22 protein-coding genes and 1 pseudogene are annotated in these 25,002 nt (G+C 55.4%); 16 read left to right on the top strand and 7 right to left on the bottom strand.

The features are described 5' to 3' along the window. Nucleotides 1-514 precede the first annotated feature (514 nt). The 4 genes from ACR0LF_RS18400 to ACR0LF_RS18415 all read right to left on the bottom strand — a co-directional run bounded on the left by ACR0LF_RS18400 (nt 515) and on the right by ACR0LF_RS18415 (nt 4,896). Complete coding sequence (locus ACR0LF_RS18400) at nt 515-1,510, bottom strand: LacI family DNA-binding transcriptional regulator (protein WP_480582688.1); 996 nt, start codon at nt 1,508-1,510, stop codon at nt 515-517. A gap of 66 nt (nt 1,511-1,576) precedes the next feature. Next, nucleotides 1,577-2,563: a DUF4432 family protein gene (locus ACR0LF_RS18405; RefSeq protein WP_480582686.1), complete on the bottom strand. Its 987-nt coding sequence runs from the start codon at nt 2,561-2,563 to the stop codon at nt 1,577-1,579. A 90-nt stretch (nt 2,564-2,653) separates the two neighbouring features. After that, nucleotides 2,654-3,835 carry a Gfo/Idh/MocA family protein gene (locus ACR0LF_RS18410; RefSeq protein ID WP_480582685.1) on the bottom strand — a complete coding sequence of 394 codons (1,182 nt, stop codon included), beginning with the start codon at nt 3,833-3,835 and terminating at the stop codon, nt 2,654-2,656. 5 nt (nt 3,836-3,840) lie between these two features. Continuing rightward, a complete protein-coding gene (locus ACR0LF_RS18415) occupies nt 3,841-4,896 on the bottom strand; it encodes a sugar phosphate isomerase/epimerase family protein (RefSeq protein WP_480582683.1) in 1,056 nt (351 codons plus the stop codon). 400 nt (nt 4,897-5,296) lie between these two features. Here ACR0LF_RS18415 and ACR0LF_RS18420 point away from each other — a divergent pair, with 400 nt between their 5' ends. The 11 genes from ACR0LF_RS18420 to pyk all read left to right on the top strand — a co-directional run bounded on the left by ACR0LF_RS18420 (nt 5,297) and on the right by pyk (nt 17,259). Beyond that, nucleotides 5,297-6,904 (top strand): ABC transporter substrate-binding protein, encoded by a 1,608-nt coding sequence (locus tag ACR0LF_RS18420; protein WP_480582681.1) that lies wholly within the window; start codon nt 5,297-5,299, stop codon nt 6,902-6,904. A gap of 83 nt (nt 6,905-6,987) precedes the next feature. Next, the gene (locus ACR0LF_RS18425) at nt 6,988-7,836 is read left to right on the top strand and encodes a carbohydrate ABC transporter permease (protein WP_480582679.1); all 849 of its coding nucleotides are present in this window, start codon (nt 6,988-6,990) and stop codon (nt 7,834-7,836) included. Continuing rightward, the gene (locus ACR0LF_RS18430; protein WP_480582677.1) at nt 7,833-8,798 is read left to right on the top strand and encodes a carbohydrate ABC transporter permease; all 966 of its coding nucleotides are present in this window, start codon (nt 7,833-7,835) and stop codon (nt 8,796-8,798) included. Before ACR0LF_RS18425 ends, ACR0LF_RS18430 begins: the two co-directional genes overlap by 4 nt. Beyond that, nucleotides 8,798-9,940, top strand: coding sequence for an ABC transporter ATP-binding protein (locus tag ACR0LF_RS18435; protein ID WP_480582675.1), 1,143 nt, complete (start codon nt 8,798-8,800; stop codon nt 9,938-9,940). The genes ACR0LF_RS18430 and ACR0LF_RS18435 overlap by 1 nt, the downstream gene beginning before the upstream one ends. Beyond that, complete coding sequence (locus ACR0LF_RS18440) at nt 9,933-11,003, top strand: ABC transporter ATP-binding protein (protein WP_480582673.1); 1,071 nt, start codon at nt 9,933-9,935, stop codon at nt 11,001-11,003. Before ACR0LF_RS18435 ends, ACR0LF_RS18440 begins: the two co-directional genes overlap by 8 nt. 15 nt (nt 11,004-11,018) lie before the next feature. Then, nucleotides 11,019-11,966, top strand: a complete 948-nt coding sequence (locus ACR0LF_RS18445; RefSeq protein WP_480582672.1) for a 3-hydroxyacyl-CoA dehydrogenase — start codon at nt 11,019-11,021, stop codon at nt 11,964-11,966. A gap of 2 nt (nt 11,967-11,968) precedes the next feature. Beyond that, entirely contained in the window at nt 11,969-12,901 is a 933-nt protein-coding gene (gene kce / locus ACR0LF_RS18450; RefSeq protein ID WP_480582670.1) for a 3,5-dioxohexanoate:acetyl-CoA acetone transferase, read from the top strand. Continuing rightward, nucleotides 12,901-13,797, top strand: a complete 897-nt coding sequence (locus ACR0LF_RS18455; RefSeq protein WP_480582668.1) for an SMP-30/gluconolactonase/LRE family protein — start codon at nt 12,901-12,903, stop codon at nt 13,795-13,797. Before kce ends, ACR0LF_RS18455 begins: the two co-directional genes overlap by 1 nt. Beyond that, complete coding sequence (locus ACR0LF_RS18460) at nt 13,794-14,579, top strand: oxidoreductase (protein WP_480582666.1); 786 nt, start codon at nt 13,794-13,796, stop codon at nt 14,577-14,579. The genes ACR0LF_RS18455 and ACR0LF_RS18460 overlap by 4 nt, the downstream gene beginning before the upstream one ends. Continuing rightward, complete coding sequence (locus ACR0LF_RS18465; RefSeq protein WP_480582664.1) at nt 14,576-15,754, top strand: glycerate kinase type-2 family protein; 1,179 nt, start codon at nt 14,576-14,578, stop codon at nt 15,752-15,754. The genes ACR0LF_RS18460 and ACR0LF_RS18465 overlap by 4 nt, the downstream gene beginning before the upstream one ends. Nucleotides 15,755-15,777: 23 nt before the next feature. After that, complete coding sequence (gene pyk, locus ACR0LF_RS18470; RefSeq protein ID WP_480582662.1) at nt 15,778-17,259, top strand: pyruvate kinase; 1,482 nt, start codon at nt 15,778-15,780, stop codon at nt 17,257-17,259. Between the two features lie 64 nt (nt 17,260-17,323). On the opposite strand, the pseudogene ACR0LF_RS18475 reads toward pyk, so the two are convergent. Together ACR0LF_RS18475 and ACR0LF_RS18480 are read right to left on the bottom strand one after the other, a co-directional pair. After that, nucleotides 17,324-17,505 (bottom strand): annotated as a pseudogene (locus tag ACR0LF_RS18475) (DDE-type integrase/transposase/recombinase); the annotation flags it as partial. A gap of 325 nt (nt 17,506-17,830) precedes the next feature. Further along, on the bottom strand, nt 17,831-19,423 hold the full coding sequence (locus ACR0LF_RS18480) for an AMP-binding protein (RefSeq protein ID WP_480582660.1): 1,593 nt from the start codon (nt 19,421-19,423) through the stop codon (nt 17,831-17,833). Between the two features lie 149 nt (nt 19,424-19,572). Between ACR0LF_RS18480 and ACR0LF_RS18485 the strand changes: the two genes are divergently transcribed. Further along, nucleotides 19,573-19,701 carry a hypothetical protein gene (locus ACR0LF_RS18485; RefSeq protein WP_480582658.1) on the top strand — a complete coding sequence of 43 codons (129 nt, stop codon included), beginning with the start codon at nt 19,573-19,575 and terminating at the stop codon, nt 19,699-19,701. Nucleotides 19,702-19,822: 121 nt separating this feature from the next. Here ACR0LF_RS18485 and ACR0LF_RS18490 read toward each other — a convergent pair whose 3' ends face one another. After that, a complete protein-coding gene (locus ACR0LF_RS18490; protein WP_480856449.1) occupies nt 19,823-20,704 on the bottom strand; it encodes a LysR family transcriptional regulator in 882 nt (293 codons plus the stop codon). Nucleotides 20,705-20,850: 146 nt separating this feature from the next. Between ACR0LF_RS18490 and ACR0LF_RS18495 the strand changes: the two genes are divergently transcribed. The 4 genes from ACR0LF_RS18495 (at nt 20,851) to speB (ending at nt 24,808) form a co-directional block, all read left to right on the top strand. Next, nucleotides 20,851-21,867 (top strand): TRAP transporter substrate-binding protein, encoded by a 1,017-nt coding sequence (locus tag ACR0LF_RS18495; RefSeq protein WP_480582654.1) that lies wholly within the window; start codon nt 20,851-20,853, stop codon nt 21,865-21,867. Nucleotides 21,868-21,938: 71 nt separating this feature from the next. Further along, nucleotides 21,939-22,544 (top strand): TRAP transporter small permease, encoded by a 606-nt coding sequence (locus ACR0LF_RS18500; RefSeq protein ID WP_480582652.1) that lies wholly within the window; start codon nt 21,939-21,941, stop codon nt 22,542-22,544. After that, on the top strand, nt 22,541-23,821 hold the full coding sequence (locus ACR0LF_RS18505) for a TRAP transporter large permease (RefSeq protein WP_480582651.1): 1,281 nt from the start codon (nt 22,541-22,543) through the stop codon (nt 23,819-23,821). Before ACR0LF_RS18500 ends, ACR0LF_RS18505 begins: the two co-directional genes overlap by 4 nt. A gap of 21 nt (nt 23,822-23,842) precedes the next feature. Then, the gene (speB, locus tag ACR0LF_RS18510) at nt 23,843-24,808 is read left to right on the top strand and encodes an agmatinase (protein ID WP_480582649.1); all 966 of its coding nucleotides are present in this window, start codon (nt 23,843-23,845) and stop codon (nt 24,806-24,808) included. Nucleotides 24,809-25,002: the final 194 nt, after the last annotated feature.

Below are 25,002 nucleotides of genomic sequence, written 5' to 3' on the forward strand. Positions count from 1 at the left end.
GAGCTACGACATCGATCGTTACTGTTACATCTCTGCTCAGAGCCGTGCTCCTGATCATCGTCTGCTTTCCAGCTTTGCGATTGCAGCGAACGGCAGCTTTGGCGGGCCGCACCGCAGAGAAGGTGAACAGGGTCGAACGGCAGGAATGGGCCGTTGAATAGGTCGCGGAAACGGGGCAGGGGCTTATGCTGCGTTTGCACCGAGGTCTGCAAGGAGCCCTTTCTGTTGGATGCTGCACTTTGCTCAGCCGGCTGTTTGCGCAGTGCCAATTTCCACCTATTCAGTTTTGCGGGCGGCTGTAGCGAAACCAAATTTCACCTGACTGAGGCCGTCGTACTACGGAAGATGCCGTAAAACCACCTCTCCTGCGTAGCTGCAACCATGAAATTGAAGTACATTCTTCACCAGATCTATGCCGACAAGGTTCAAATCTGCCATTTTGCTAACCTTCTGATGACTTCCATCGCCCAGACCTATCAGAGGATGGTCCTTCCATCATATCCCTTTATTCAGGCTACCCACGAAGGATTAGGTCATAAGGTAAAATTTTGTTTTGATTGGATTTCGGTTTTTCACCGCTGGTCATCATTCCAACCGCCGCAGTTGCAAATTGCGCGTGAGGAACACGTACAGTGTTGAGCCAGGGAGCAAGCCATTGATTCATTGGATTGTCGTCAAATCCGAAAATTGCGATATCGTCGGGCACAGAGAGCCCAAGCTCGCGACACCTTCTGTAAACACCATATGCAATCTGGTCGTTACCACATGCGATGGCGGAGTACTTCTTGTTTGACAGGATTTTCGTAGCAACTTCATATCCACTTTCCATCGACAGGTCAGCAGCCTGAATGTCAGCTTCGTGTACGCTGGTTCCCAGTTCTACGCAGGCATCAAGCATGCCCTTGAGGCGCTTGGCGCTTGTGTCTGAAGAGGTCGGGCCGTGAATGAATGCAACGTTGGGGCCATAAATTCGCAACATCGCAGACGTTTGTTCCCTAGCCGCTGAATAGTCGTCGATACCAACAAAGGGAACCTCGGGCATCGAGGTCAAACGCCTGTTGATAAAAATCACGGGGATCTCTGACTGGAAGGCAGCGAGCTTTTCACTGTCAACGGCGCAAAGCAAATAAACTCCAGATATCTGTCGGGACCGGATTTCCTCCAGGGCTTTATCCTGAAGGTGCGGGTCTTCGTTGGAGTTGAACATCATCAGGGCCTTTCCCTGATCGTTCAGCTGTCGTTCGATTTCCCAGGCCACGGAAGCATAGAAGTTATTCAAAATATTCGAAATAATAAGGGCATAGGTGTCATTGGATTGCCCTCTAAGTGCACGTCCAGCCCGGTTGGGCCGATATCCGAGTGCATCAATTGCCTCTTGCACCTTTTCCCGCGTTGCCTTGGATACCGAAGCCTCGCGGTCATTGATGACCCGAGACACGCTGGCAATTGATACGCCTGCACGTTTGGCAACGTCTTTGATTGAAGGAGGAGAGCCGTCGATTCCGCGCAAATTTATTTCCTATGGATTGAACCGCCGACCGTATGCCGACGTATTGCTGAAACTTTAGCCTACCGTCTAAAAGTCTTCGATTTCCAGACGTAAATCGTAGCATTTCTGTTCTTGTGCACCAAGGATGGCTTCGGAGTTGAACTCTGTCTGCGGTTCCAGCCCAAGTGCGAAGATTCCAGATTGAAAGGCCCGCCATAAAGCGGTTTTAGGCAGTTGGCCGGAATGAAATTCGATCTTCAACCTCGCACCAATGTCGGGGTTTTCAATGCCGATTACGCAGGCCGATGTTGAGTTCGCCTGGGGCGACGGGCCGACATCGACAATCTCGACGTGATCATTGGACGGAATTGCCGAGCCGTCGTCTAGTCGATCACGCAAAGCCCAGTCCTTTCCAACCAAACGTGCGTTTTTATTCAGCATTGGGTAACCGATGTTGAAATGATAGAGGATGCCATGGCGGGTGGGTCTGAAGCCGAGATTTGTGACACGATCAGACAGGTGAACAGACGGTTTCGAAAGGGAGAGTGAAAGCTCCCGCTCCAACTCCAACGCTTCGCCAAAGACGCTGGTCTGGCGGACACAGGTGCGCAAGTGTATGCGATCACCCTGCCAGTCGATTTCTTTTGCCAGAATTTCACATTTGTTCCCCGTAATGCGCCCATGCAGCGGGTGGGCGTTGCGGGTGCGCAGCGGATAGAGCATGTCTTTTGCAGAAGTCTCGGTGGCGGGTCCGTGGTGGTCTAAACCGCAAGTGACCAGGAAACCGTCGAAACCGCGCAGGAACCCGAGCCCGCCTTCGATATCGGGGATTGGGGCATGTGTCACAGCATCGTTGGCGCTGTGCCAGCCAATCTCGCGGCCCATATAAGACAGACGCAAGATGTCTCCGCCGCGATCCAGCGCCACATCCATGGCTAGACCTGAGGGTGTTCGCATCTCGATTAACCTACCACCGACCCCGGGGCCGTCACCAAGCGTAACAAGGCGTATGTCTGCTAACCCATGCAGCAAGATACTTTTTTTTCGTAGGTTTCGTTCCTCAAGGGGAGTCATCGGGTTCCGTACTCCAGGTGGGGGGCCTCTACTTAATGTCGAATGGGTTTTTAGGTTGGCGGCCCGGACCGCCGACCTTGATGGTTTGGTTTAGGTTGACACTTTTTCCCAACGCGCACCGTTCTCGCTCGAACGTACGCAGGCCTCAATGAAGGCCAGCCCGACTGCGCCATCTTCAACTGTCGGAAGGTCGCGGGCGAAGCTGTCGGGTTCCCGTCCTTCGCGTTGGGCCCAAATGCATTCGGCTGCGTTGGAATAAAGGTTACCAAAGCCTTCGATATAGCCCTCTGGGTGGCGCGGAGGCATTCGGGTAGCGGCATTGGCCACTTCCACTGCACCGGGCCCACCGCGTGTGATGCAGCGGGTGGGTTCGCCAAACGGTGTGTAGAAGAGGTTGTCGTTATCCTCACCAACCCACTGGATACCGCCTTTGGTGCCATAGACCTCAATCGACAGACGGTTGTAGTTGCCGGGTGCTACCTGACTGGTCCAAAGTGTGCCGCTGGCACCGCCTTTGTAGCGCAGGAGGACGTTGGCGTTGTCGTCCAGTTGTCGTCCTGGCACGTAAGCACGCAGGTCGGCGCAGACTTCCTCGAGTTCCAGCCCGGTGATGAATGCGGCAAGGTTAAAGGCATGCACGCCGATATCCCCGATAGACCCGCCCGAACCAGCCAGCTTGGGGTCGGTGCGCCACGCGGCCTGCTTTTGACCTTCCTGATCCAGCGCCGTAGTCAACCAATCCTGAACGTAGGACGTGCGGACCACCTGAATCTCGCCCAGTGTTCCGTCTGCGACCATGGCCCGTGCCTGTCGCACCATAGGATAACCAGTGTTATTCTGCGTCAACACGAAGAGGCAGTGCGACGCATTGGCAATCCTCACCAGTTCGTTGGCTTCTTCAAGGTTCAGCGTCATGGGCTTGTCGCAGATGACATTGATGCCCTTTTCCAGAAAGGCTTTGGCCGGTCCAAAGTGCAGTTGGTTAGGCGTTACGATTGACACTGCGTCAATGCCGTCCTCGCGCGCGGCCTCGCGATCTGCCATTTCTTCCCAACTGGTGTAGATGCGGTTGGGATCGAGCCCCAAATCTTGACCAGATGCCTCGGCTCTTGTGGGATCTGAGGACAGCGCGCCGGCTGTAATTTCCCATTTGTCGTCAAGCCGTGCAGCCATACGATGCACGGCTCCGATGAAGGCCCCCTGACCGCCACCAACCATACCAAGGCGTAATTTACGGGCTGCCTTTTCTGTTCCGAAGGATTCGATTGCCATTTTGCTTACTCCAGGCCCAAGATTGCCCGGGCGCCGCTGGTGTCGCCTTTGCCGCCAGCGAAGTCATCAAAGGTTTTGTCAGTGACACGGCGAATGTGGTCACGGATGTATCGCGCACCTTTTGGGGCTGCGTCTTCAGGGTGTTCGATGCAGTCTTCCCATTCGTACACGCACCAGCCCTCGAACCCATATTCAGTTAACTTTGAAAAGATCGCGCCGAAATCCGTTTGCCCGTCCCCCAGCGAGCGGTCACGTGCTGCCCGTTTCAGCCAGGGCTGATAGCCCGAAAGGAAACCCTGTTTGCCGGACGGGTTGAATTCGCTGTCCTTGACATGGAACATCTTGATGCGTTCGTGGTAGAAATCAATGAACTGAAGGTAATCCAACCCCTGTTTCACGAAATGGCTTGCATCGTAGTTGATGTTACAGCGGGGGTGATTGCCGGTCCGCTCATAGAACATCTCAAAGGTGACCCCGTCGAAAAGATCTTCGGTTGGATGTAGTTCAAAGCACAGATCCACACCACATTCATCATAGACGTCGAGGATTGGTGTCCAAATGCGCGCCAATTCATCAAAGGCTTCGTTTATCAGCGCTTCGTCCCGCTGCGGGAATGGATACCAGAAGGGCCAGGCTAGGGCGCCAGAGAATGTGGCATGCTCGGTCAGGCCAAGGTTTTTTGAGGCCTGTGCGCATTTAATCAGTTGGTCGATGGCCCACTCCTGGCGTGCCTTTCGGTTGCCCCGCACATTCTCTGGACACAGGCCGTCCATCCAGACGTCAAAGGCCGGATGAACCGCGCAAAGCTGACCTTGGATGTGACTAGCCGTGTCACAGATGACCACACCGTTTTCCTGCGCGATGCCGTTCAATTCGTCTGCATAATCCTTGCTTTCGGCGGCCTTGGCCACATCTATGAATCGGCCATCCCACATTGGAAGCTGGATCGCCTCAAAGCCGCTATCCGAACACCATTTAGAAATGGCGTCCAGTGAATTGAATGGCGGTTTGTCGTCCGCGAACTGGCCCAGAAAGAGCCCCGGTCCTTTAAGTGTTTTCATTGTGTCCTCCCGTGATTCCATCATTGGCGCCGAATCTTCGCATTGCAACATACGCAGCAAAAATTGGTAACGTTTACATTTTCTATATCAGCCAGATTTGGGCAGGTGTCAAGCCGAGGCGGGGGCTAATTTTCTCGATTTCGGCGAATGAAAGTGTCATGACATACAAAAAAACAATATAAAAACAGCAATATAGTTAAGTTATCAAACTCTGCGTATCGAATGTGATTTCAGTGGCCAACTGGGCCACGAGTCAGAGCCTCTTGCGTTTTTTCGTTTTAATGCTTGACGAATGTAAACGTTTACTGTCACGTTTACGACGCTGCTTATGGCGGTTTGGCTGGCTCTGAGTGCTGAACTTGGAAGAAGCCAAGGATCGATCTCGCAGGGAGGAGACGTGATGAAAGTTAGTGCGACACGCAGGCAATTGCTGAAAGGGGGCGCGGCATTTACGGCAACTGCCGCCATTGGCATCAATCCAAAATTCCTGAGGCCTGCTCACGCCTCGGGGTTCGCGGCTGGTATGACAGGCGGACCCGTCGGGTTCCCGGGGGCCGAACGGTTCCAATACAACGAATCGCATTCTGAAGGTCGCGCCATTGAGGCGATGAAAAAGCTGGTGGCCGAGGGCAAGGCTCCGCAAAAAATCACCATGCTCCTGACAGATGGGGCGATCGGCCAAATCACCAAGCCATTCCCTTCGGGCATGTCCGTCAAAGATGTCTGGGAAGCTGAAACCGGCGTCGAGCTTGAAATCGTAGGCGCGCCTGCAGGCGACATCTGGGCACGTGTGCTGCAGGATGTAACAACCCAGTCCGGTGCCTACGATATTTATACCCACCCTTGGAACAGCCTTGGTGATCTGGTTGAGGCCGGAGGGGCTGCCAACCTTGACGAACTGGTTGAAAAACATAAGCCCGACTGGGCGGATGAAACCCGCGGGACACCTACTGCCCAGACGGCTGAACTGCTTTATAAGTACAACGGCAGCTACTATGGCGCGTCGCTTGATGGCGATTTTCAGACCTGGGTCTACAACAAATCCTACTTCGAAGATCCAGCACATGCGGATGCTTTTGAAGCTCAGTATGGTCGTAAACTGGCGCCGCCCACCACTTGGGAAGAAAGCGACCAGATCAGCGCCTTCTTCACAGGCCGGACAGGTGTCGGCGGCGTGAAGATTTATGGTAACGGCAACGACATGGCGCCATTTTGGGGCCTGCCGCGCTTCTACGCGCGCTTTGCCGCACAGGCGATCCCGAACATGTATTGGTTCGATGAAAACGGTCGTCCGAACCTTGATACCGACGAAGGGATAAAGGCCGCTACAGAATATGTGAGAACCAAGGAGTGGTCTCACCCCGACGTACTGTCCTGGACCTACGCTGAGGGTTACAGCGGTATCGGCAGCGGGCAGACACCGCACCTGACGACCTATACCAATGTGACCAAGTTCGTGGATCGCATGAACGAAGATGGCAGCCCGGCCAATCCCGCGGCAGGCATGCTTAGTGCGCATATGCCGCCAGGTGTGAACCATGGTGGATCACTCGTGCGCCGTTCAGTGATCTATTACAACATCACCGGAACCGTGAGCTCGCGTAGCGCCAATCAAGAGGCGGCTTATCTCTTCCTGCAGTGGCTAAGTTCCACACGCACGTATTCTTGGATGGCAGGCAACCCGTCAGGCTATTTTGATCCTTTCCAAAAGGCTAATTTCAACGAGCCTTTCGTAGAGGAGACCTATCACCCCTACATGATGGACGCGATCCGTGAAACCGTAGCACGGTCAGCGCCCACCATCAACTTCGCAGGGCAAACCGCTTTGGATGCAGCCTTGGACGAAGAACTGCAGGCGGCACTTACGGGACAAAAATCACCTGAAAATGCTATGCGGGCCGCCACCAAAAAGTGGGAGCGTATCATCCAGCGCAAGGGCGAAGACAAGATGATCTCCACCATCCAGAAGAGTCGGGCCGCCTGGCCCACGGTGGTCGACAAGGCCTGAGCCTTTCTTCGAAACGCTAAGCAATTTTCGGGCGTACTGCGGTGCGCCCGGACCAATCCCTATAACCCGGAGGTAAGTCACGGATGAGCGGCCTACTGTTAAGAACCCTAACCGTTGCATTGTTTGCCGCTGTCGCACTTCTACCTGTCGGCTGGATGATCTCGATGGCGTTCAAACCGCCGGCGGAGTGGACTTCGGCGGCTGGCAACGTGACCCTACTTCCGCAGAATCCGACGCTGTCGAATTTCTCTTACGTGTTCACAGGCGAGGCGATGAACCAGCCAGTGTCGCTAGATCGGACGGTCTGGTGGCCGATGTTTGCCTCGCTTTTGACTTCGGTTCTGGGCACGCTCATTGCTATCGTTTGTGGCACTGCAGCTGCCTATGCTGTAAGCCGCCAAAAAATTGGCGAAAGCATCGGGCTGTCGCTGTTGCAGCTGCGCATCTTCCCCCCCCTGGCCGTTATGATCCCCGTCATGATCATGTGGGCTTTTCTGGGCATGATCGACACCTGGTGGGGGCTGTCGCTGATCTACGGCATCGTGACCATGCCCTTTTCCTTTTGGCTGATGAAAACCTACTTCGATGATCTCCCGCGCGAAATCGAAGAGGCCGCTGTTGTCGAGGGCTGTTCTGCCTTTGAAGCCTTCTACCAGATCACTCTGCCGATTGTGGCTTCGGCGGTGGCATCCACGGCTCTCTTTATCTTCATTCTTAACTGGTCGGACTATCTGATCGCGCTGCTGCTTACACGCAAGGACTGGACGACCATTCCGGTCTATATGAACGCCCTGGCGACCGCTGCAAGCGGCCAGCTTTTCGGTGCTAAGGCAGCACTTGGCCTGATCGCCGCCATCCCCCCGATCATCCTCGGCATCTCGATCCAGAAGTTTTTGGTTCGCGGGCTGACCTTTGGAGCCCTGAAACAATGAGCATTCTGGATATTCACACCCCTGCCGAAGCGACCTCTGAGTCGCGACAGGATCGACTCGAGCAGGACCGGGTAACCCTTGCAAAGCGCTTGCTAATTCCCGCGCAGATACTGCTGGTGTTTATCGTGGTCTTCCCGCTTTTGATGCAGGTCTATATCAGCCTGACCTGGTGGACGCCGCTGGACGGTGACCCCTGGTATAAGGCCTATCTGAGCTGGAACTGGTTCGACAATTATCGCTATCTCTTTACGGACGGTGATCTCTGGGGTGCCATTGGGCGGACGATCCTATTTGTGGGTATCGCGGTACCGGTCGAATTCGCGCTGGGGCTCGCGCTTGCGGTTCTCTTTTACGAAGGCGTCGTGGCGCGCTCGGTTCTCTACAGCCTGATCTTGATGCCGATGATGATCGTGCCAGCGGTCGCGGGATATATCTTCTATCTGATCTTCCAGCAGACAGGCCCGCTCAATGCACTTCTATCGATCTTCTGGGACGGTGCATCAGAGGTAAACTGGCTCAGTGATGTGACAAATGCCTTCATCGCCATCCTAATTGCCGAGATCTGGCACTGGACGCCACTGATGTTCTTGATCCTTTTTGCAGGCCTCATGAGCGTGCCTGAAGATCAGATGCGTGCCGCCGTGATCCTGCGCGCCAACTGGTGGCAGCGGTTTCGCTATATCGCATTACCGCGCATCAAACCTGTGATCTTCATTGCACTTGGCCTGCGGATAATCGAAAGCCTGAAAATTTTTGACGAGATTTTCGTGATGACCAACGGAGGACCGGGTGTAGCAACACAGAGCATATCACTCTTTCTCTACAAGCAGACCTTTCAAGGATTGGAATGGTCGTATGTCGCCGCCATCGGGATCACCATTCTTGTCGCACTCAGCGTTCTGACGGCCGTCATCTTGACACGGGTCGACCGGGCAAACGCGACAAGCCAGGAGAAAACCTGATGTCCAGTATCTCAATCAAAAACGTGTCCAAGCACTTCGGTGCCTTCACCGCAGTTGATGACATCTCGCTGGAGATTCAGGACGGAGAGTTTGTTGCTATTCTGGGGCCCTCGGGTTGCGGCAAGTCGACGACAATGAACATGATCGCAGGGCTTGAGGACGTGAGCGCGGGCAAGATCCTGTTTGACGGCCAAGACGTCACCAACCTCAAGGTACAGCAGCGTGGTGTGGGGTTCGTCTTTCAGAATTATGCGATTTTCACGCATATGACGGTACGTGAAAATCTGGCGTTCGGGTTAAAGATCAGTGGGGTTAACGCTGCCGAAATCGACAAAAAAGTGCACGACATGGCAGATTTCATGGCTCTGTCGCATCGCCTGGAAGAACCTTCGTCCAGCCTCAGTGTGAATGAGCTGCAAAAGCTAGCTATCGGTCGGTCTGCCATTGTGGAACCAAGCATCTTCTTGCTTGATGAGCCGCTTTCCAATCTCGACGCAGCTTTCCGAGAAAAGATGAGGTCAGATCTGCGGCTGCTACAACGAGAGCTTGGACAAACCATGGTCTATGTCACACACGACCAGATCGAAGCCATGGGGCTTGCCGACCGTATCGCGGTAATGAACCAGGCCAACCTGCAGCAGTTCGGTACACCTGCAGAGATTTATTCCCACCCCAAAAACGTCTTTGTGGCGCAGTTCATCGGTGCGCCCAGCATGAACATCGTCAGCGGCAAGCTGATAGACACGAATGGGGCATTGGACTTTCACTTTGCCGGGCGCGAAGCCAATGGATTGCGGCTGACCGAAGGATTGGCGCAAGCGGGCCGCAACAATGGCAACCAGTCTATCCTGTTTGGTTTCCGCCCCGAAACACTTTCTGTGTCGAATGCGCCTGCGCTGAATACCATTCCCGCTGAAATTTCACTTGTGGAAACCATTGGACGGCGGCGGATCGTGCATTTCCAGTCAGGTAGCACAAGCTTCCTTGGCGTCTTTGAGCGCAGCTTTTCAATGCGCGCCGGGGACACCACTAACGTGCGGTTCGACGTGTCCAAATGCCATTTATTCGACCCCAAGAGCAAGTTGCGTCTACCTGTGCCGGTGGAGGCAAATCGAGATCAGAAGGAGCTGGTTCATGGCTAAAATTCAACTCGAAGGCGTGAGCAAACGGTACGGAACCTTCACAGCTCTGAAAGATGTCACACTCACAGTAGACACGGCTTCTTTTACCTCTGTCTTTGGGCCGCCTGGGTCGGGAAAATCGGTGTTTCTCAGAATTCTCCTGGGCCTGGAACCTGTGGACGATGGTCGAATTTTGATCGACGGCAAGGACGTAACGCGAGCCGCACCAAATGAACGCAACATGGCCATGGTTTTCCAGAACTTGGCACTCTTTCCACATCTGACGTCGCGCCAGAACATCGCCTTTCCACTACGTCGCCGACAGGTTGCTGAAGGGGAGATCAATCGGCGCATCGATCAACTCACCTCGGTTCTTAGTATCGGGCATATTCTGCACAAGAAGCCAGCGGCTTTGTCCGGAGGTGAGCGTCAGCGCGTAGCCATCGCACGAGCACTGGTAAGGGATGCTTCGGCCTATCTGATGGACGAACCCATTGCCGCGTTGGATGCGCGACTGCGTGACGACATGCGGGTCGAGCTCAAACGCCTGCAATCGGAACTGGGCAAGACTTTCATCTATGTCACCCACGATTGCGAAGAAGCCATGAGTGTGGCCGATAGCATGGCCATACTCGAAGCGGGTAAAGTCATTCAGTTCGACAGGCCCGACGGCATCTACGCAAAACCCGCCACACAATATGTGGCTGAACTGGTGGGAGCGCCCAAGATCAACTTGTTGAACGGGCGGCGCCAGAAAAATGAGGTCCACGTCGCTTTCGGACGTTTCGCGTTGGGGGATCATCGGGCTGGAAGTCAGGTGCCGGACGGGGAGGTGTGCATCGCCATTCGCCCGGAATCGGTCACGCTGCAAAGTCCGGTCGCAGACAGCCAGCAAGGTGGAAAGGTGACGGATATCGAGCGTCTTGGCGCCTTTGCCATTGTAACACTTGGGGAGAGGGATAGTCACCTAAGGGCGATTGTACCCGGAGATGCGCAATACACCGTCGGCAGTACCGTGGGTGTCTCGGTCGCTCCGGAAAATATCCTGCTCTTTAATACCCAGACCGGCAACAGGATTTGCTGAATGCCTAGGGCTTGTATGACAGACAACACATCGGTGGCCATCATCGGCTTTGGGTTGATCGGGCAGTCCTGGGCGGTGAGTTTTGCTCGCGCGGGCTGCCAGGTTGTGGTCTTTGACCAAGACCCCGCACTCTTTAGCACCGCCAAATCAGAGATTGAAATTACCCTCAAGGAACTTCACCGGTACGGTCTGCTTTGGGATCAGTCACCGGCGGAAGTCTCGACACGCATACGACATGCGGTGTCGCTGGAAGATGCTGTGTCCGGAGCCACTCACGTACAAGAAAATACGCCGGAGATTGCCAGCATCAAAACAGAGATATTCTCCCGTCTCGATGCAGCGACACCGCAGGAGGCCACCATCGCCAGTTCCACCTCTGCCTTGCTGCCATCCCAGTTCTGCGGCGGGCTAAAAGGTGCAGAACGGTGTTTGGTGGCCCACCCTCTTAACCCTCCCCACCTTATTCCCGCCGTGGAGCTGGTACCGAACCCGGAAACTTCGGATGAAGCCATGCTCAGGGCGCAACGGCTGATGGAGGCGATCGGACAAACTCCAATTTTGGCCAAACGCGAAGTCGCTGGTTTCATCATGAACCGGTTGCAGGGTGCTTTGCTTGACGAGGCTTTCTCGTTGGTCAGCAAGGACCTGGCCTGCATTGAAGATGTGGACACTGCGGTGCGGGACGGCCTGTCGCGGCGGTGGGGATTTATGGGGCCGTTTGAAACCATCGATTTGAATGCGCCCGGTGGAATCGCTGCATTTATGGATCGTTATGGCCCGGCTTACGCCGAGATCGGCAAGGATCGTCCAAACCGGCCGGTTTGGGAAGAACGCTTGCAAAAAACCGTCACCTCGGCGCGCCGGGCACAGTTGCCGGAAAATGAACTCAACTCGCGTCGCGCGTGGCGGGATCGAAATCTCGCGCTATCGGCATCCCTGTTCAATCAACTGAAATCAAAATGACCATGCCAAAGACACGAAAAACCATCATTACCTGTGCTTTGACCGGCGCAATCCATACTCCGTCCATGTCGCCTTACCTGCCTGTGACACCAGAGGACATTATCGAAGAGGGGGTGAAGGCAGTTGAGGCTGGAGCAGCAATTCTGCATGTGCATGCTCGCAATCCCGAGACCGGGCAACCGGATCAGTCAGTCGAGGCTTTCGCAAAGATTTTACCCGAACTGAAGCGGCGCACCGGGGCTGTGATCAACATCACCTCGGGCGGCAGTCCCTTCATGACTGTCGAAGAACGCTCGCGGCCCGCCGCACATTTCGCTCCTGAGCTTGCCTCGCTCAATCTCGGTTCGATCAACTTCGGGCTTTTCCCGATGCAGGACAGGTTCGGAAAGCTCGAACAGCAATGGGAAAACGACCATCTGGAGAATTCGCGCGATCTAGTGTTCCGCAACACGTTCAAAGACATTGAATATGTTCTGAACACTTGTCGCCGCAACGGGACCAAGTTCGAATTTGAATGCTACGACATCGGGCATCTCTATAATCTTGCGCATTTCATTGGCCGGAAAGCTGTAGAGCCGCCTTATTTCGTTCAATCGGTATTTGGGCTACTAGGTGGGATTGGTAACCACCCCGAAGATGTTGCGATGATGCGCCGGACGGCGGACCGACTCTTCGACGATCAATACTTGTGGTCGGTCTTGGGGGCCGGGGCGAGCCAGATGCGCATTGCAGCGCTATCGGTTGCCATGGGCGGTCATCTTCGCGTGGGCCTCGAAGACAGTCTCTGGATTCGCCCGGGAGAGCTGGCGGAGTCCAGCGCTGAACAGGTGAAGCAGGCTTGCCAGTTTCTCGACAGCCTAAGCGTAGCGCCGGCAACCCCGGACGAAGCACGCGAAATTCTGGGGCTCAAGGGACAAGACAAGGTGAATTTCTGATGGACATTTCCGTAGTTGCGGACGTGAAACCCCTTTTGGGCGAAAGCCCGGTCTGGGACACCCATTCCGAACGGTTGTTCTTTGTTGACAGCCTTGGCAAGCGCATCTTTCGCATGACATTGGATGGTAACGAGGTCCGAGCCTGGACGGTGCCTTCTGAAATTGGTTCCATGGCGCTTTGCAAAAACGGAAACGCCATAGTTGCGCTCAGCGATGGGTTTCACGAGCTGGATTTTTGCTCGGGTGAGCTCAGGTTTATTGTCGATCCGGAACCCGATAGCCCGAACAACCGCCTCAACGACGGCAAGGTTGACCTGCAGGGTCGGTTTGTGTGCGGATCCATGGACACGAATGAAGAGGCACCGGCCGGCGCGCTGTGGCAATTGGGGCGTGGCGGAGAAATCCGACAACTCGATAACGGGATTATCTGTTCCAACGGCCCATGCTGGTCCCCTGATGGACAGGTGCTCTATTTTACGGACAGCTTTACAGGCGAAATTTCTGCCTACGACTATGCGCCCGAGACTGGTGCCGTGTCCAACAAGAGGATTTTCGTGCGCACAGACAACAGCCGCGGAGGCGCGCCGGATGGAGCGACAGTAGATACTGAGGGCTATCTCTGGAGTGCCATGGTCTTTGACGGGCGTATCTTCCGTTATGCTCCGAATGGAGAAGTTGACCGTGTAATCGAAATGCCAGTGGTGAAGATTACCAGTCTGACCTTTGGCGGGCCGCGTCTGGATCAGCTTTTTGTTACATCCATGGCCGAGCCACCGTTGCCGAAATACCCAGGCGACGGGCCATTGCGCGGCTCGCTTTTCAGAATTGACGGGCTTGGTGTCAAAGGCATGCCAGAGCCGCGTTTTGCCGGTGAACTGGAAGGACTGACAACATGACCATTACTGCAAAAACAGCGATTATCACCGGTGCAGCACAGGGAGTTGGCGCGGCTGTTGCCCTCCGGTTGGCCAAAGGCGGTGTGGGCAGGCTGATTCTGATTGATCGGCAGGATGACAAACTCGAATGTGTTTCCAAAGAACTGATGGAACTCGGTGCCGAAACGGTGTGTCTGCCGCTAGACCTGACGGATGTTGTATCGCTCAAGCGTCAGGTCAAGACGGTTATCGAACGGGTGGGGCGTATCGACATCGTGGTGAATGCGGCAGGAACCACTGCCCGCGGCGGATTGGATGATACAGACCCCGAAACGTTGGATTTCATTTTCGATTTGAATGTGCGCGCGCCATTTTTTCTGATGCAGGAAGCTGCACGTGCGATGACAAAGGGAGGGGTCATCGTCAACATCACCTCGATGCTGGCCTATGGCGGGCCGCCTTTCCTGCTTGGATATTCTGCCAGCAAAGCGGCCCTTGTCGCATTGACCAAGGGAGTGGCAAATGCGCTTAAACGTGATGGGATCAGGGTCTTTGGTGTAAACCTCGGCTGGACATGGACGCCGGGCGAACACGATACGCAGACTCAGGTTCACGGTCTTCCGGAGAATTGGTGCGAAACCGTAGGCGCGACGCAGCCCTTTGGCCGTCTCCTGATGCCCGAGGATCCGGCTGGGCTGATAGCCTTTCTGGTTTCAGCGGATGCCGCAATGATGACCGGTGCGATCATAGACCTGGATCAGTTCGTAGCGGGAACGGTTGACGACAATCCTGGTGCCGCATGAGCCGCGTAACTGCGTTCAGGCCGCGACCCATCATTGGCCCCAGCGCCAGTTCCCGCGATCTGTTGGCCGATCTGTTCCGGACAGGGGTAGAAGCCGCGTCAGGCACCAAAGCCGTCGGGGATTCTTATTCCCTATCCTCCTTCCAGCGCCCTTCCGCTGTACTCGCTGTTGGAAAGGCAGCTTACCAAATGCATGCTGGTCTACCTGAATGCGAACGCTCTCAATTGCCTTCCCTGATCGTTACAAAGCACAACCATGTGCCTTCAGGCGTGTGCGATGGTGACAACGTCCGTATCATTGAGAGCAGCCACCCCATACCGACAGAACAGTCTCTATCGGCGGGGCAGGCGGTGTTGGATTTCGTGCGAGGGCTCGGACCAGACGATCGCCTTTTGGTATTGGTGTCGGGGGGCGCGTCATCTCTCGTCGAGGTTCTCAGTGACGGCATCCAGCTCAAAGAATTGCAATCCTTGACCCTTGCGAGCATGGCCGATGGTAGCGACATCGAAACGATCAACCGCCGCCGTCAGGAGATTTCGCAGATCAAGGGTGGCGGGCTGCTCACCCATTTTCAGGGCAGGTCCGTAGATGTTTTGGCGATATCCGATGTTGAGGGCGACGACATTGCGGTTATCGGTTCGGGTATCGGGCACAAGGCGGCGGGCGAATTCGAATATGACAGTCACATTGTGGGCTCGAACGCGCAGGCCCGCGCGGCAGTGGCAAGAAAAGCCACGGAGCTTGGCCTCACGGTTCAGATCAACCGCGAGAACCTCTATGGCGATATTCTGGATATTTCCTCCGAAATCATAGAAACCTGTGTGGCAGGGCGCGACGGGATCTACATTTTCGGCGGCGAACCTACTGTGCAGTTGCCTGAAAATCCGGGGTACGGAGGCCGCAACCAAAGCTTGGCCTTGATGATTGCGCACCTGATTCAGGGTCGACAGGATTTAACCTGTCTTGTGGCGGGCACGGATGGAACCGACGGCGTGACCGATGCCGCCGGTGCAATTGTCGACGGAAGCAGTTTCTCCAGGGTGAAGGGCGGCGACGACGCCCTGTCCGGCGCCGATGCTGGCACATTTCTGAGCGCCACGGGCGATCAATACGTGACCGGCCCTACGGGAACAAATGTGATGGATTTGCTGCTTGTGCACAAGCGCAGCGCTTGACTTTCATGCAGTAGGAAAAAAGCATGACCCAACACGACTCCGAATTTGTTGGCGCTCTGGGTGCGAACCGGCGCCGAACGAAAATTGTTGCGACACTAGGACCATCATCGAATTCCAAGGATACTATCCGGGCTTTGGCACTGGCGGGTGCGAACGTGTTTCGGATGAATTTCAGCCACGGTACTCATGCCGATCACACAGGCATACACGCCGCTATCCGCTCCGTCGAGCAAGAGCTGGGATACCCGATCGCTATTTTGGCCGACCTTCAGGGCCCCAAGCTGCGCGTCGGGACATTTCAGGGAGGTGCGGCAGAGCTTAAGGAAGGCCAGGAATTTGGCTTTCGTTTAGCCAAGATGAATGGGACTGCAAACGCGGTTTCGCTTCCGCACGGCGAAATCTACACTTGCGTGCAACCCGGCGATGACATGCTGATCGATGATGGCAAAATCCGAATGCGTGCCAAGACAGTTTCGGCGGACGAGATAGTTTGCGACGTGTTGGTCGGCGGGATTATCCGCGACCGCAAGGGTGTTAACTTGCCTGATCGCGCATTAGAAATCTCGGCGCTGACCGACAAAGATCGTGGCGACCTGAGGCTGGCTTTGCGATTGGGGGTCGACTGGGTGGCAATGTCCTTTGTGCAGACTGCGGCCGATATTGCCCATCTTCGAGAACAGATCGGTGGTCAGGCTAAAATTGTCGCAAAGATTGAAAAGCCCGTGGCCGTCGCCAACTTCGCCGAAATTCTCGAGGCGACCGATGCCGTCATGGTCGCGCGCGGCGATTTGGGTGTCGAATATGCTTGGAGTGACGTTCCAACCGTACAAAAAGACGTCATCTCCAAATGCCGGTTAGTTGGGAAACCGGTGATCGTTGCAACACAAATGCTTGAATCTATGATCTCAAGCCCGGCTCCGACGCGCGCCGAAGTCTCGGACGTGGCCAACGCGATCTTTGACGGTGCCGATACGGTGATGCTGTCGGCCGAATCCGCCGTTGGCGCGTATCCTTCTGAAGCTGTCAGTGCGATGAGTTCGATTGCTGTATCATCCGAGTATGCACCGCATTATTGGGAGGGATTGCGCAGCCCTGACGGTATTGACCCTGGAAACGATTCCACCTCGATTGCCAGTGCGGCTTGCCTGATAGCGCATATGCGGCACGCGTTTTGTATCGTGACCTATTCCGAAACTGGTGCGACTGCCAAGCGGGTGGCGAATTCCCGACTGAATGTGCCCGTTCTGGCCTTTTGCCCGGCGCAAAAACCAGCGCGCCAATTGGCGCTTGTCTGGGGCGTGACACCAAAAGTCAGCAGGAGTCGTGCCGATTTCGACTCCTTTCGCAACGGGCGTATTCCCGAAAGTTTGGCCGGGTTTGGCGGGATACCCGGAAACAAACCGGTTGTTGTCACGTCTGGCTCGACCTTTGGTCAGCCGGGCGGCACGGACTCGATCAAAATCGCCTATATGAGTATGCCAAATAAATCGGAGGCACCAAGATGAGCTCCTTCATCGGGTTCTGTCGCAATTTCCTTTGAGGATTGCGTATATGGAACTGGCGCGGCAGTTATCCTGCCAATTGGGCGAACTGCTGAAACGGCGAGAGTCCAGGCGTGAATTGGCATTTGCGGATCATGCTAACCGATTCGATGCCAGCGAGAGCGGCGCAGCTGAATCGAAAGACTTGAATCCCAACATTGGCCTGACCCGGCGTTTAATGAACCGGTGATCTTGTTCTATGATGTTATTATCCGGAAAGAATGAGCTCGACGCTCCAATCAGAAGTGTTGCAGTCCTCGAAGTGGATTAGAATTGATCCATCGGGATTGGGGCGTTGGGAGCACGAATGGCGGGCAGGCCGAAATATCTCATGAGCTGCTAGCTCGCGCTATTATCTGGCCGCCCCTTCGACTTTGCGCTCGCAGCGAACGGCAGGTTCGGCGGGTCGCGCCGCAGCATAGAAACTAAGGAGTGAATGTCCGGTATGGGCCGACAATGGCTGCGTGTTTCTTGAAGGGCACGAAATGCGCCGAATCCGGCAACTTCGGAAGTTAAGATTAGCATTTTTGTTCAATCAGATTTTGCGGACGACATCTTTCCAATACGGTTCCCGAAGCCTTGGTTTGAAGATCTTTCCACTGTCTTCACGGGGCAAGGCCTTGTGGAAATCCACGATCCGTGGGTGTTTGAAACGCGCTAATTTGCCATCCAGAAATGCTAGAACTTCCGCCACGTCCGGGGGCCAGCCCGCTGTGGGTTCGATGGCTGCCACAACCTGTTCCCCAAATTCAGGGTCAGGCGCGCCGAAGACCGCCACATCATAGATGAACGGCGCACGCATCAGCACGCCCTCGATCTCGGCGGGGAAAATGTTGACCCCACCCGAGATGATCATGTCCTTCTTGCGATCTGTGATGAACAGGTAGCCCTCTTCATCGACGTGTCCCAGGTCGCCGACCGAGTAATGCCCGTGTTTCTCGACATTCGCACGCGCGTCCGGGTCGTTGGAATAGTCAAAGCCTCCGAACGCATCCATGCGGACATAGATTTCGCCGACCTCTCCGGTCGGAAGCTTTTCTCCCTCCGGTCCCAATATCATGATCGAGGCGCCCATTTGCATCCGCCCTGCCGTTCCCGGTCTGGCGAGCGCCTCAGGGGACGACACCATTGTCATGAACCCAATTTCGGTCGCGCCATAGCTTTCCCAGAAGACGGGTCCCCACCAGTCAATCATGGCAACCTTCAGGTCATGAGCCCACGGAGATCCTGTCGAAACTGCGAATTTCACAGATGACAAATCGTATTTTTCGCGCAATCTTTCGGGCAATTTCAACAATCGGCTCATCATGGTTGGAACCAAATAAACGTGGGTTACTTTCTCTGCTTCAATCGCGGCCAGAAAGCCCTCGGGGTCAAATCTAGGAGCCAATACGGTCGACACGCCAGGAGCGACCAACGCTGCGTTTGTGAGCGTTGACGGGGCGGAGTGATAAATCGGTGCCGCCGTAAAGAACCGTGCGCCCGGCTCCAGTTGAAGCATCTCTGAGCCGACCCGTTGCAAGACATCCTCAAAGTTCTTGCGCTCTCCGGGTTGAAGGCGTCGCACACCCTTTGGTTTGCCGGTCGAGCCGGACGTGTAGCGCAGGAGGGGGCGCATCGGGGCGCGCTGCTCTATTGGGATCTGCGCCTCCAACAGGGTGCTCCATTCCGGGAACTCCGCACTGTCTCTGGCTTCAATTGGACTAATGTCGAAGGCCTCGCAAAGCGCAGGGCCAGGACGTACACCAACGACATGGCGGCCCGTTAAGGCCGGGCGCAGGGCTTCGATGAAGTCACGATGAACGATCACGAATTCCGCGCCGCTATCGTCGCAAATATCAGTAACCTCTTCGACGGCTGCGTGCCAGTTCAACGCGACGATCACTGTTCCGGCCAGAGCCGCCGCGCGCATGATCTCCAGGTGGGTTAAGTCGTTCCGCATAATGATTGCCACGGGCACGTCTTCCCCTGCGCCCATCGCTCTCAATGCGGCCGCCCCTCGCGTCGCGCGGTCCTCAAAATCGGCGCGCCCAATGCGCTGGGAAAAATCCGCAACGAAGGTTTCGTTTGTGTGCGTGTGATCGGCCATTGACGCCCCCAGGATGCTGAGACCGTCAAGATACTCCATTGCCCAAGTGAAGTCTCCTATCGAGCAAGATGCGCGCCACCTGAGCCGCCGAGCAAAGCACAAAATAGCCATTCGTTGATTGAGCTCGAGCGGCTGCTTCGTTCGCGATGTGTGAGTTGATCAGACCCGAAGCTTTGCAGCCGCAGCGAATGTCTACTCTGACGGGCCGCGCCGCAGCGACGGTGACCAAGGTGGAACGGCAGGAATGGGCCGGTCTACGCGATCAGCTGACGGTGGGGCAGGGGGCTGTGCTGCAACGGCACCGGCGTCCGGAATGAGCCCATTTAGCACAATTGCTGCGATTTCTACTATTGTACGCTTTCCGCAGCAAGGAAGACATCAAATTTGGACGACAGACGTTTCCAGATAAGTTTCAGTTTAGTGATACTGATTGCCTTCTCAGCTGTAAGCGGCCGCATCCTCAACAAAAAGTTCAACTGAGCGCCTGTGTACGCTTGTAGACCGGGTCGTAAGATAGAATGTCGACGTCCAGTTAAGCCGATCAGGTGCGACGGCTCTAAGCTTGTCGTGGTATTCCAGACTTGTTGCGAAATGTACCGGCAAGGCCCCGAGATAGTGCCCGGTTTCAATCAAAACAGCCATTGCCTCCATATTCGCCACGACCGCCCGCATTTCAGTGGGTTTCAATTCGGGTGAGACGAACACATCGTAAGAACGCTGGCAAATCGGATACGCCGCGAGGTCCTCAAGACTTATCTCCGCGTCCGGTACCGAAAAAAGCGGATGATCCCGCCCACAATACAATCGATGTTCTTCGTTGCAAAGTTTGGTGTAGCGCAATTCCGGCACCTGTTTGCGAAACGGCGCGATGGCAACATGCAAATCGCCCGAAATCAACCCTTGCGTTAATTCGATCGGCGAAGCGACGATTATCTCCAGCCTGACTTCGTTGGGGCGATCCAGAAACCGCTTCAGCGCTTTTGTCAGGTGAAGATCCGCCAGCGTGTTTACGGCATCGACGATCCCGATCCGCAGATCACCAGTTACAGCATCGCGCAACTCCAGCAATTCAGCGTCAAAATCCCTAACGTTGCGCAAGATTTCCTTGGCCTTGTGGTAGGCAATCTCACCGCGTTCGGTCAGGTGAAATCCGCCCCTCCCCCGTTCGCAGACCCTATATCCAAGAGAAGCCTCCAGGTCACGGATTCGGATGCTGATCGCGGATTGGGTGATCCCCAGCGCATATTGTGCGTCGGTGAAGCCATCGCATTCAACGACCGTCACAAAGGTTTCGAGCAATGTATTTCTGAACAGTTTCAACGTCGTCAACTTCTGCAGTTTTCAAGCATATTTTACATAAAAATCTTTCACGTGAACATGAGCAATATGATATTTTTTTGTGTATTTTTCTATGCTGTGCTGACTCCGGCCTGACAACCAAAAGGTATCAAAGGGAGGAACCCAGCATGACCTTTACTCTACGGCAATTGCACACGACGGCAGCGGCAGCCCTGCTCAGCCTGGCACCGCTCACTGCTATGGCCGAAGACTGGAAATTCGCCATCGAAGAGATTCCGGGCTCGATCATGGACGCCTATGCGCAAGAGTTCAAATCGCGCATCGAGGCCGCAACCGACGGCGAAGTGACCGTCACGGTCTTTCCAATGGGCACCCTGGGTACGCCCACCGAAACCGTCGAACAGGCTGCCGATGGCGTGATCCAGTTCACCAACGTCTCGATCGGCAACCTAGGCACTGTGGTGCCGGAAAGCCAGGTCTTCCTGCTGCCCTATCTGCTGCCTTCCGACCCGACGGCAATCTCGAACATCCTAAGCGGTTCGGAGACCATCTATGGTCCGCTGAACGACGACTTCCGCAAACGCGGTCTGGAAGTTCTGACCATGTATTCCGAAGGCCCGCAGGTCTGGACCACCAATCGCGAGATTCGCACGCCCGAAGATTTCGACAACTTCAAGATGCGTGTGATGGTCTCGCCGATTCTGGTTGAAACCTACAACAACATGGGTGCCAGCCCGACGCCGCTGCCGTTTGGCGAAGTATTCGGCGCGCTGCAACTGGGTGCCATCGACGGTCAGGTCAACCCGATCCCGACCATTGAAGAAATGAAGTTCTACGAAGTCACCAGCCACCTGATCTGGGCCGGTGAGCAGGAACTTGTCACCACAGTTGTGGCCGGTTCGGACTGGTTCGAAACCCTCAGCCCCGACCGTAAGCAGCTGGTGCGTGACACAATGGCAGACATGACCGGGTTTATTGATGAAGTCGTCACCGACTTTAACCAGAAACGTCTGGATATCATCAAGGAAGCCAAACCAGATATCGGTCTGGTCGTCCTGAGTGAAGACGAGCGCGACGCGTTCCGCGAACGTAGTACCGGTACCTCGGCTGCTTATGTCGAAACCGTCGGCCCCCGCGGGCAGGAGCTGCTGGACGCGCTTCAGGCGGAATTGTCGAGCAACTAATCCCTCCCAACCACTCACCGGAAAACTATCTCACGCGCCCTGCGCGTGAGGCTTTCAAAAAGGGGGAAACCATGGAAAACGGTACTGCCGCTCCTTTCGGCTTTCTGGGAAAGATCGACGCTGTCATCGGACGGATCGAAGTCTGGATCCTGGGCTGGGGGATCATCCTTATGGCTGTAAACACGATCGCGAATGTCTTTGGGCGATACGTGTTCAACCAATCCATCTATTTTTCCGAAGAACTGAATGAGTTCCTGATCGTCATCGTCACCTTTATGGGGCTGGGCTATGCCACGCGTAAGGGCATCCATATCCGCATGTCGGCGATCTATGACGCGCTGCCGATCAAGGTACGCAAGGCCCTGATGGTCGTGATCGCCGCGACAACGGCCGTCGTCATGGCGATTCTGGCCTGGTATGCGCTTGAATACGTGCAGAAAGTCGCCTCTCGCGGGCGCATCACCCCGGCACTACAATTGCCGTTATACCTAACGTATGTCTGGGTGGTTATCGGCCTGACACTCGCATCATTCCAATACCTGCTGACCGCGATCCGCAACCTGAATTTCGCTGAAGAAGACGTTTACGTCTCCTACCTCGAAGTCGACAGCTATGAAGACCCTGAAACGGCTGCAGCGATCAAGAAATTCGAAGACTCCGAGGAGGCAGACAAATGACCGAGTTGATGCTTGCCGTCATGATCATCCTGTTGCTGGCAGGGTTTCCGATGAAGATGCCCCTGATCTCGGCGGCTGTGCTGGGGTTCCTTGTCTATTTCCCAACGATGAGCATGCAGATCCTGATCCAGCAGATGATCGGGGGTGTAAAACCCGCCGCGCTGATCGCGGTGCCGATGTTCATTCTGGCTGCTGACATCATCACACGCGGCCATTCGGCAAACCGGCTGATAGACCTTGTCATGAGTTTCATGGGTCACATCAAAGGCGGTCTGGCGATCTCGGTTACGTCGGCCTGCGCGCTGTTCGGTGCGGTGTGTGGCTCGACCCAGGCGACCGTGGTGGCCATCGGAGGGGCCATGCGGCCGCGGATGCTGAAATCAGGCTACAGTGATAGCTTCTCGATCGGCTTGATCGTGAATGCGGCCGACCTCGCCTATCTGATCCCGCCCTCCATTGGCATGATCATCTATGGCGTTGTTTCCGGTACCTCGATCTCACAATTGTTCATCGCCGGCATCCTGCCGGGGCTGCTGATCGTGGTCCTGTTCTCGGCCTATTGCATGTACTACGCCTATCGCCATGATATCCCTGTATTGCCGCGTGAAGGCTGGGGGCAGCGGTTCACCGCACTGCGCAGGTCGCTGTGGCCGATGGGCTTCCCCGCCATCATCGTCGGCGGTATCTATGGCGGTGTCTTTTCGCCGACCGAAGCGGCGGCAATCTGTGTGCTCTATGCGGTTGTCCTCGAAGTCGTGATTTTCCGCTCGATCAAGGTGGGTGACCTGTTTGACATCGCGCTGTCCACCGGCGCCATCACCTCGGTCGTATTCATCCTGATCGCGGCGGGTGCTGCGTTTAGCTGGACGCTCAGCTTTGCGCAGGTACCGCAGACTATTATCGCCGCGCTGGGTTTGGAAAGCGCCAGCCCGTTGATGGTTCTGCTTGCGATCAACATTGCCTTTTTTGTGGGTTGCATGTTCGTGGACTCGATTGTGGTGATCCTGATCCTGGTTCCGATCTTCGCGCCCATGATCAAGGCCAGCGGGCTTGATCCGGTGCTGGTCGGCGTGCTGATCACGCTTCAGGTCGCCATCGGCGCGGCGACGCCGCCCTTCGGTTGCAACCTGTTCACCGCCATCGCAGTCTTCCGCCGACCCTTTGTCGAGGTCGTGCGTGGCGTGCCCCCGTTCCTGATCATCCTGCTGATCGTAACCGGACTGCTGATCGCCTTTCCTCAAATCGCCCTGTTCCTGCCGGAACTGGCCTATCGTTAAACCACAAGAAACGGAGAAATCATGTCGGGACATGGTTATGAATCTGGTCGTCTGAATCTGCCTTTTGTCGGCATCTCGACATTTGGCAAGAAACCCTATGTCGAGAACTGGGACGAAATCGACGCAGATGTTGCGATCCTCGGAGCACCTTTCGATTTCGGTTGCCAGTTCCGCCCGGGCGCGCGCTTTGGTCCGCGTTCAGTGCGCGAGGCATCGACCCTGTTCAGCTTTGGTCACGCGGGTGCCTACGACCACGAGGATGACGCGACCTATCTGGGCAGCGACGTGCGTATCGTCGATCTTGGGGATGCTGATATCATCCACACCAAGACAGAGGAAAGCCACGCCAATATCGAATACGGGGTCAAAAAGATCCTTGATGCCGGTGCCATCCCTGTCACCATCGGTGGCGATCATTCGGTCAACATCCCCTGCATCAATGCTTATGCCGAGGACTGCGCCAAGAACGGTCCGATCCATGTGATCCAGATCGACGCGCATCTGGATTTCGTGGATGAGCGCAAAGGTGTCACCGTGGGTCACGGCAACCCGATGCGACGCGCCATCGAGAAAGACTATGTCTCGGGCATGACTCAATTGGGCATCCGCAATGTCTCTTCGACAGCGAAAGAAGGATATGAGGATGCCCGCGCACGCGGGTCGGACATTCTGTCTGTGCGGCAGGTGCGCAAGCTGGGCACCGAGGCCGTTCTGGATCGCATACCCGAAGGGGCCCGCTATTATGTGACCATCGATATCGACGCGTTCTGCCCTTCTATCGCGCCGGGCACCGGCACCCCCAGCCATGGTGGTTTCCAATACTATGATGTCTTGGAGATTTTACAGGGACTTTCTAAACGCGGAGACGTTGTCGGCATTGATCTGGTCGAAGTCGCTCCGGCCTACGATCCAGCCGAAAGCACTCAAATCCTGGCGGCGCAGCTGCTGCTGAATTTCATAGGTTTTATCTTTCACAATAAAATGTAGGTTTCCTCCCCGGCGTTCGTCATGTCGGATGCCAATTGCCCCGCCACGGAATCGTCAATTATTGCGTGGCGGGGCTTCCCGTGCCCGAAACCTTGACTATCGTATTTTGCGGCACATCAATTATTCAACGCATCACCTGCAATTTCTTCAAAAATAATCGCATTATCTTCCATGTTGCCAAAGACAGCTAACAC

This window comes from Ruegeria sp. E8 (assembly GCF_056533985.1).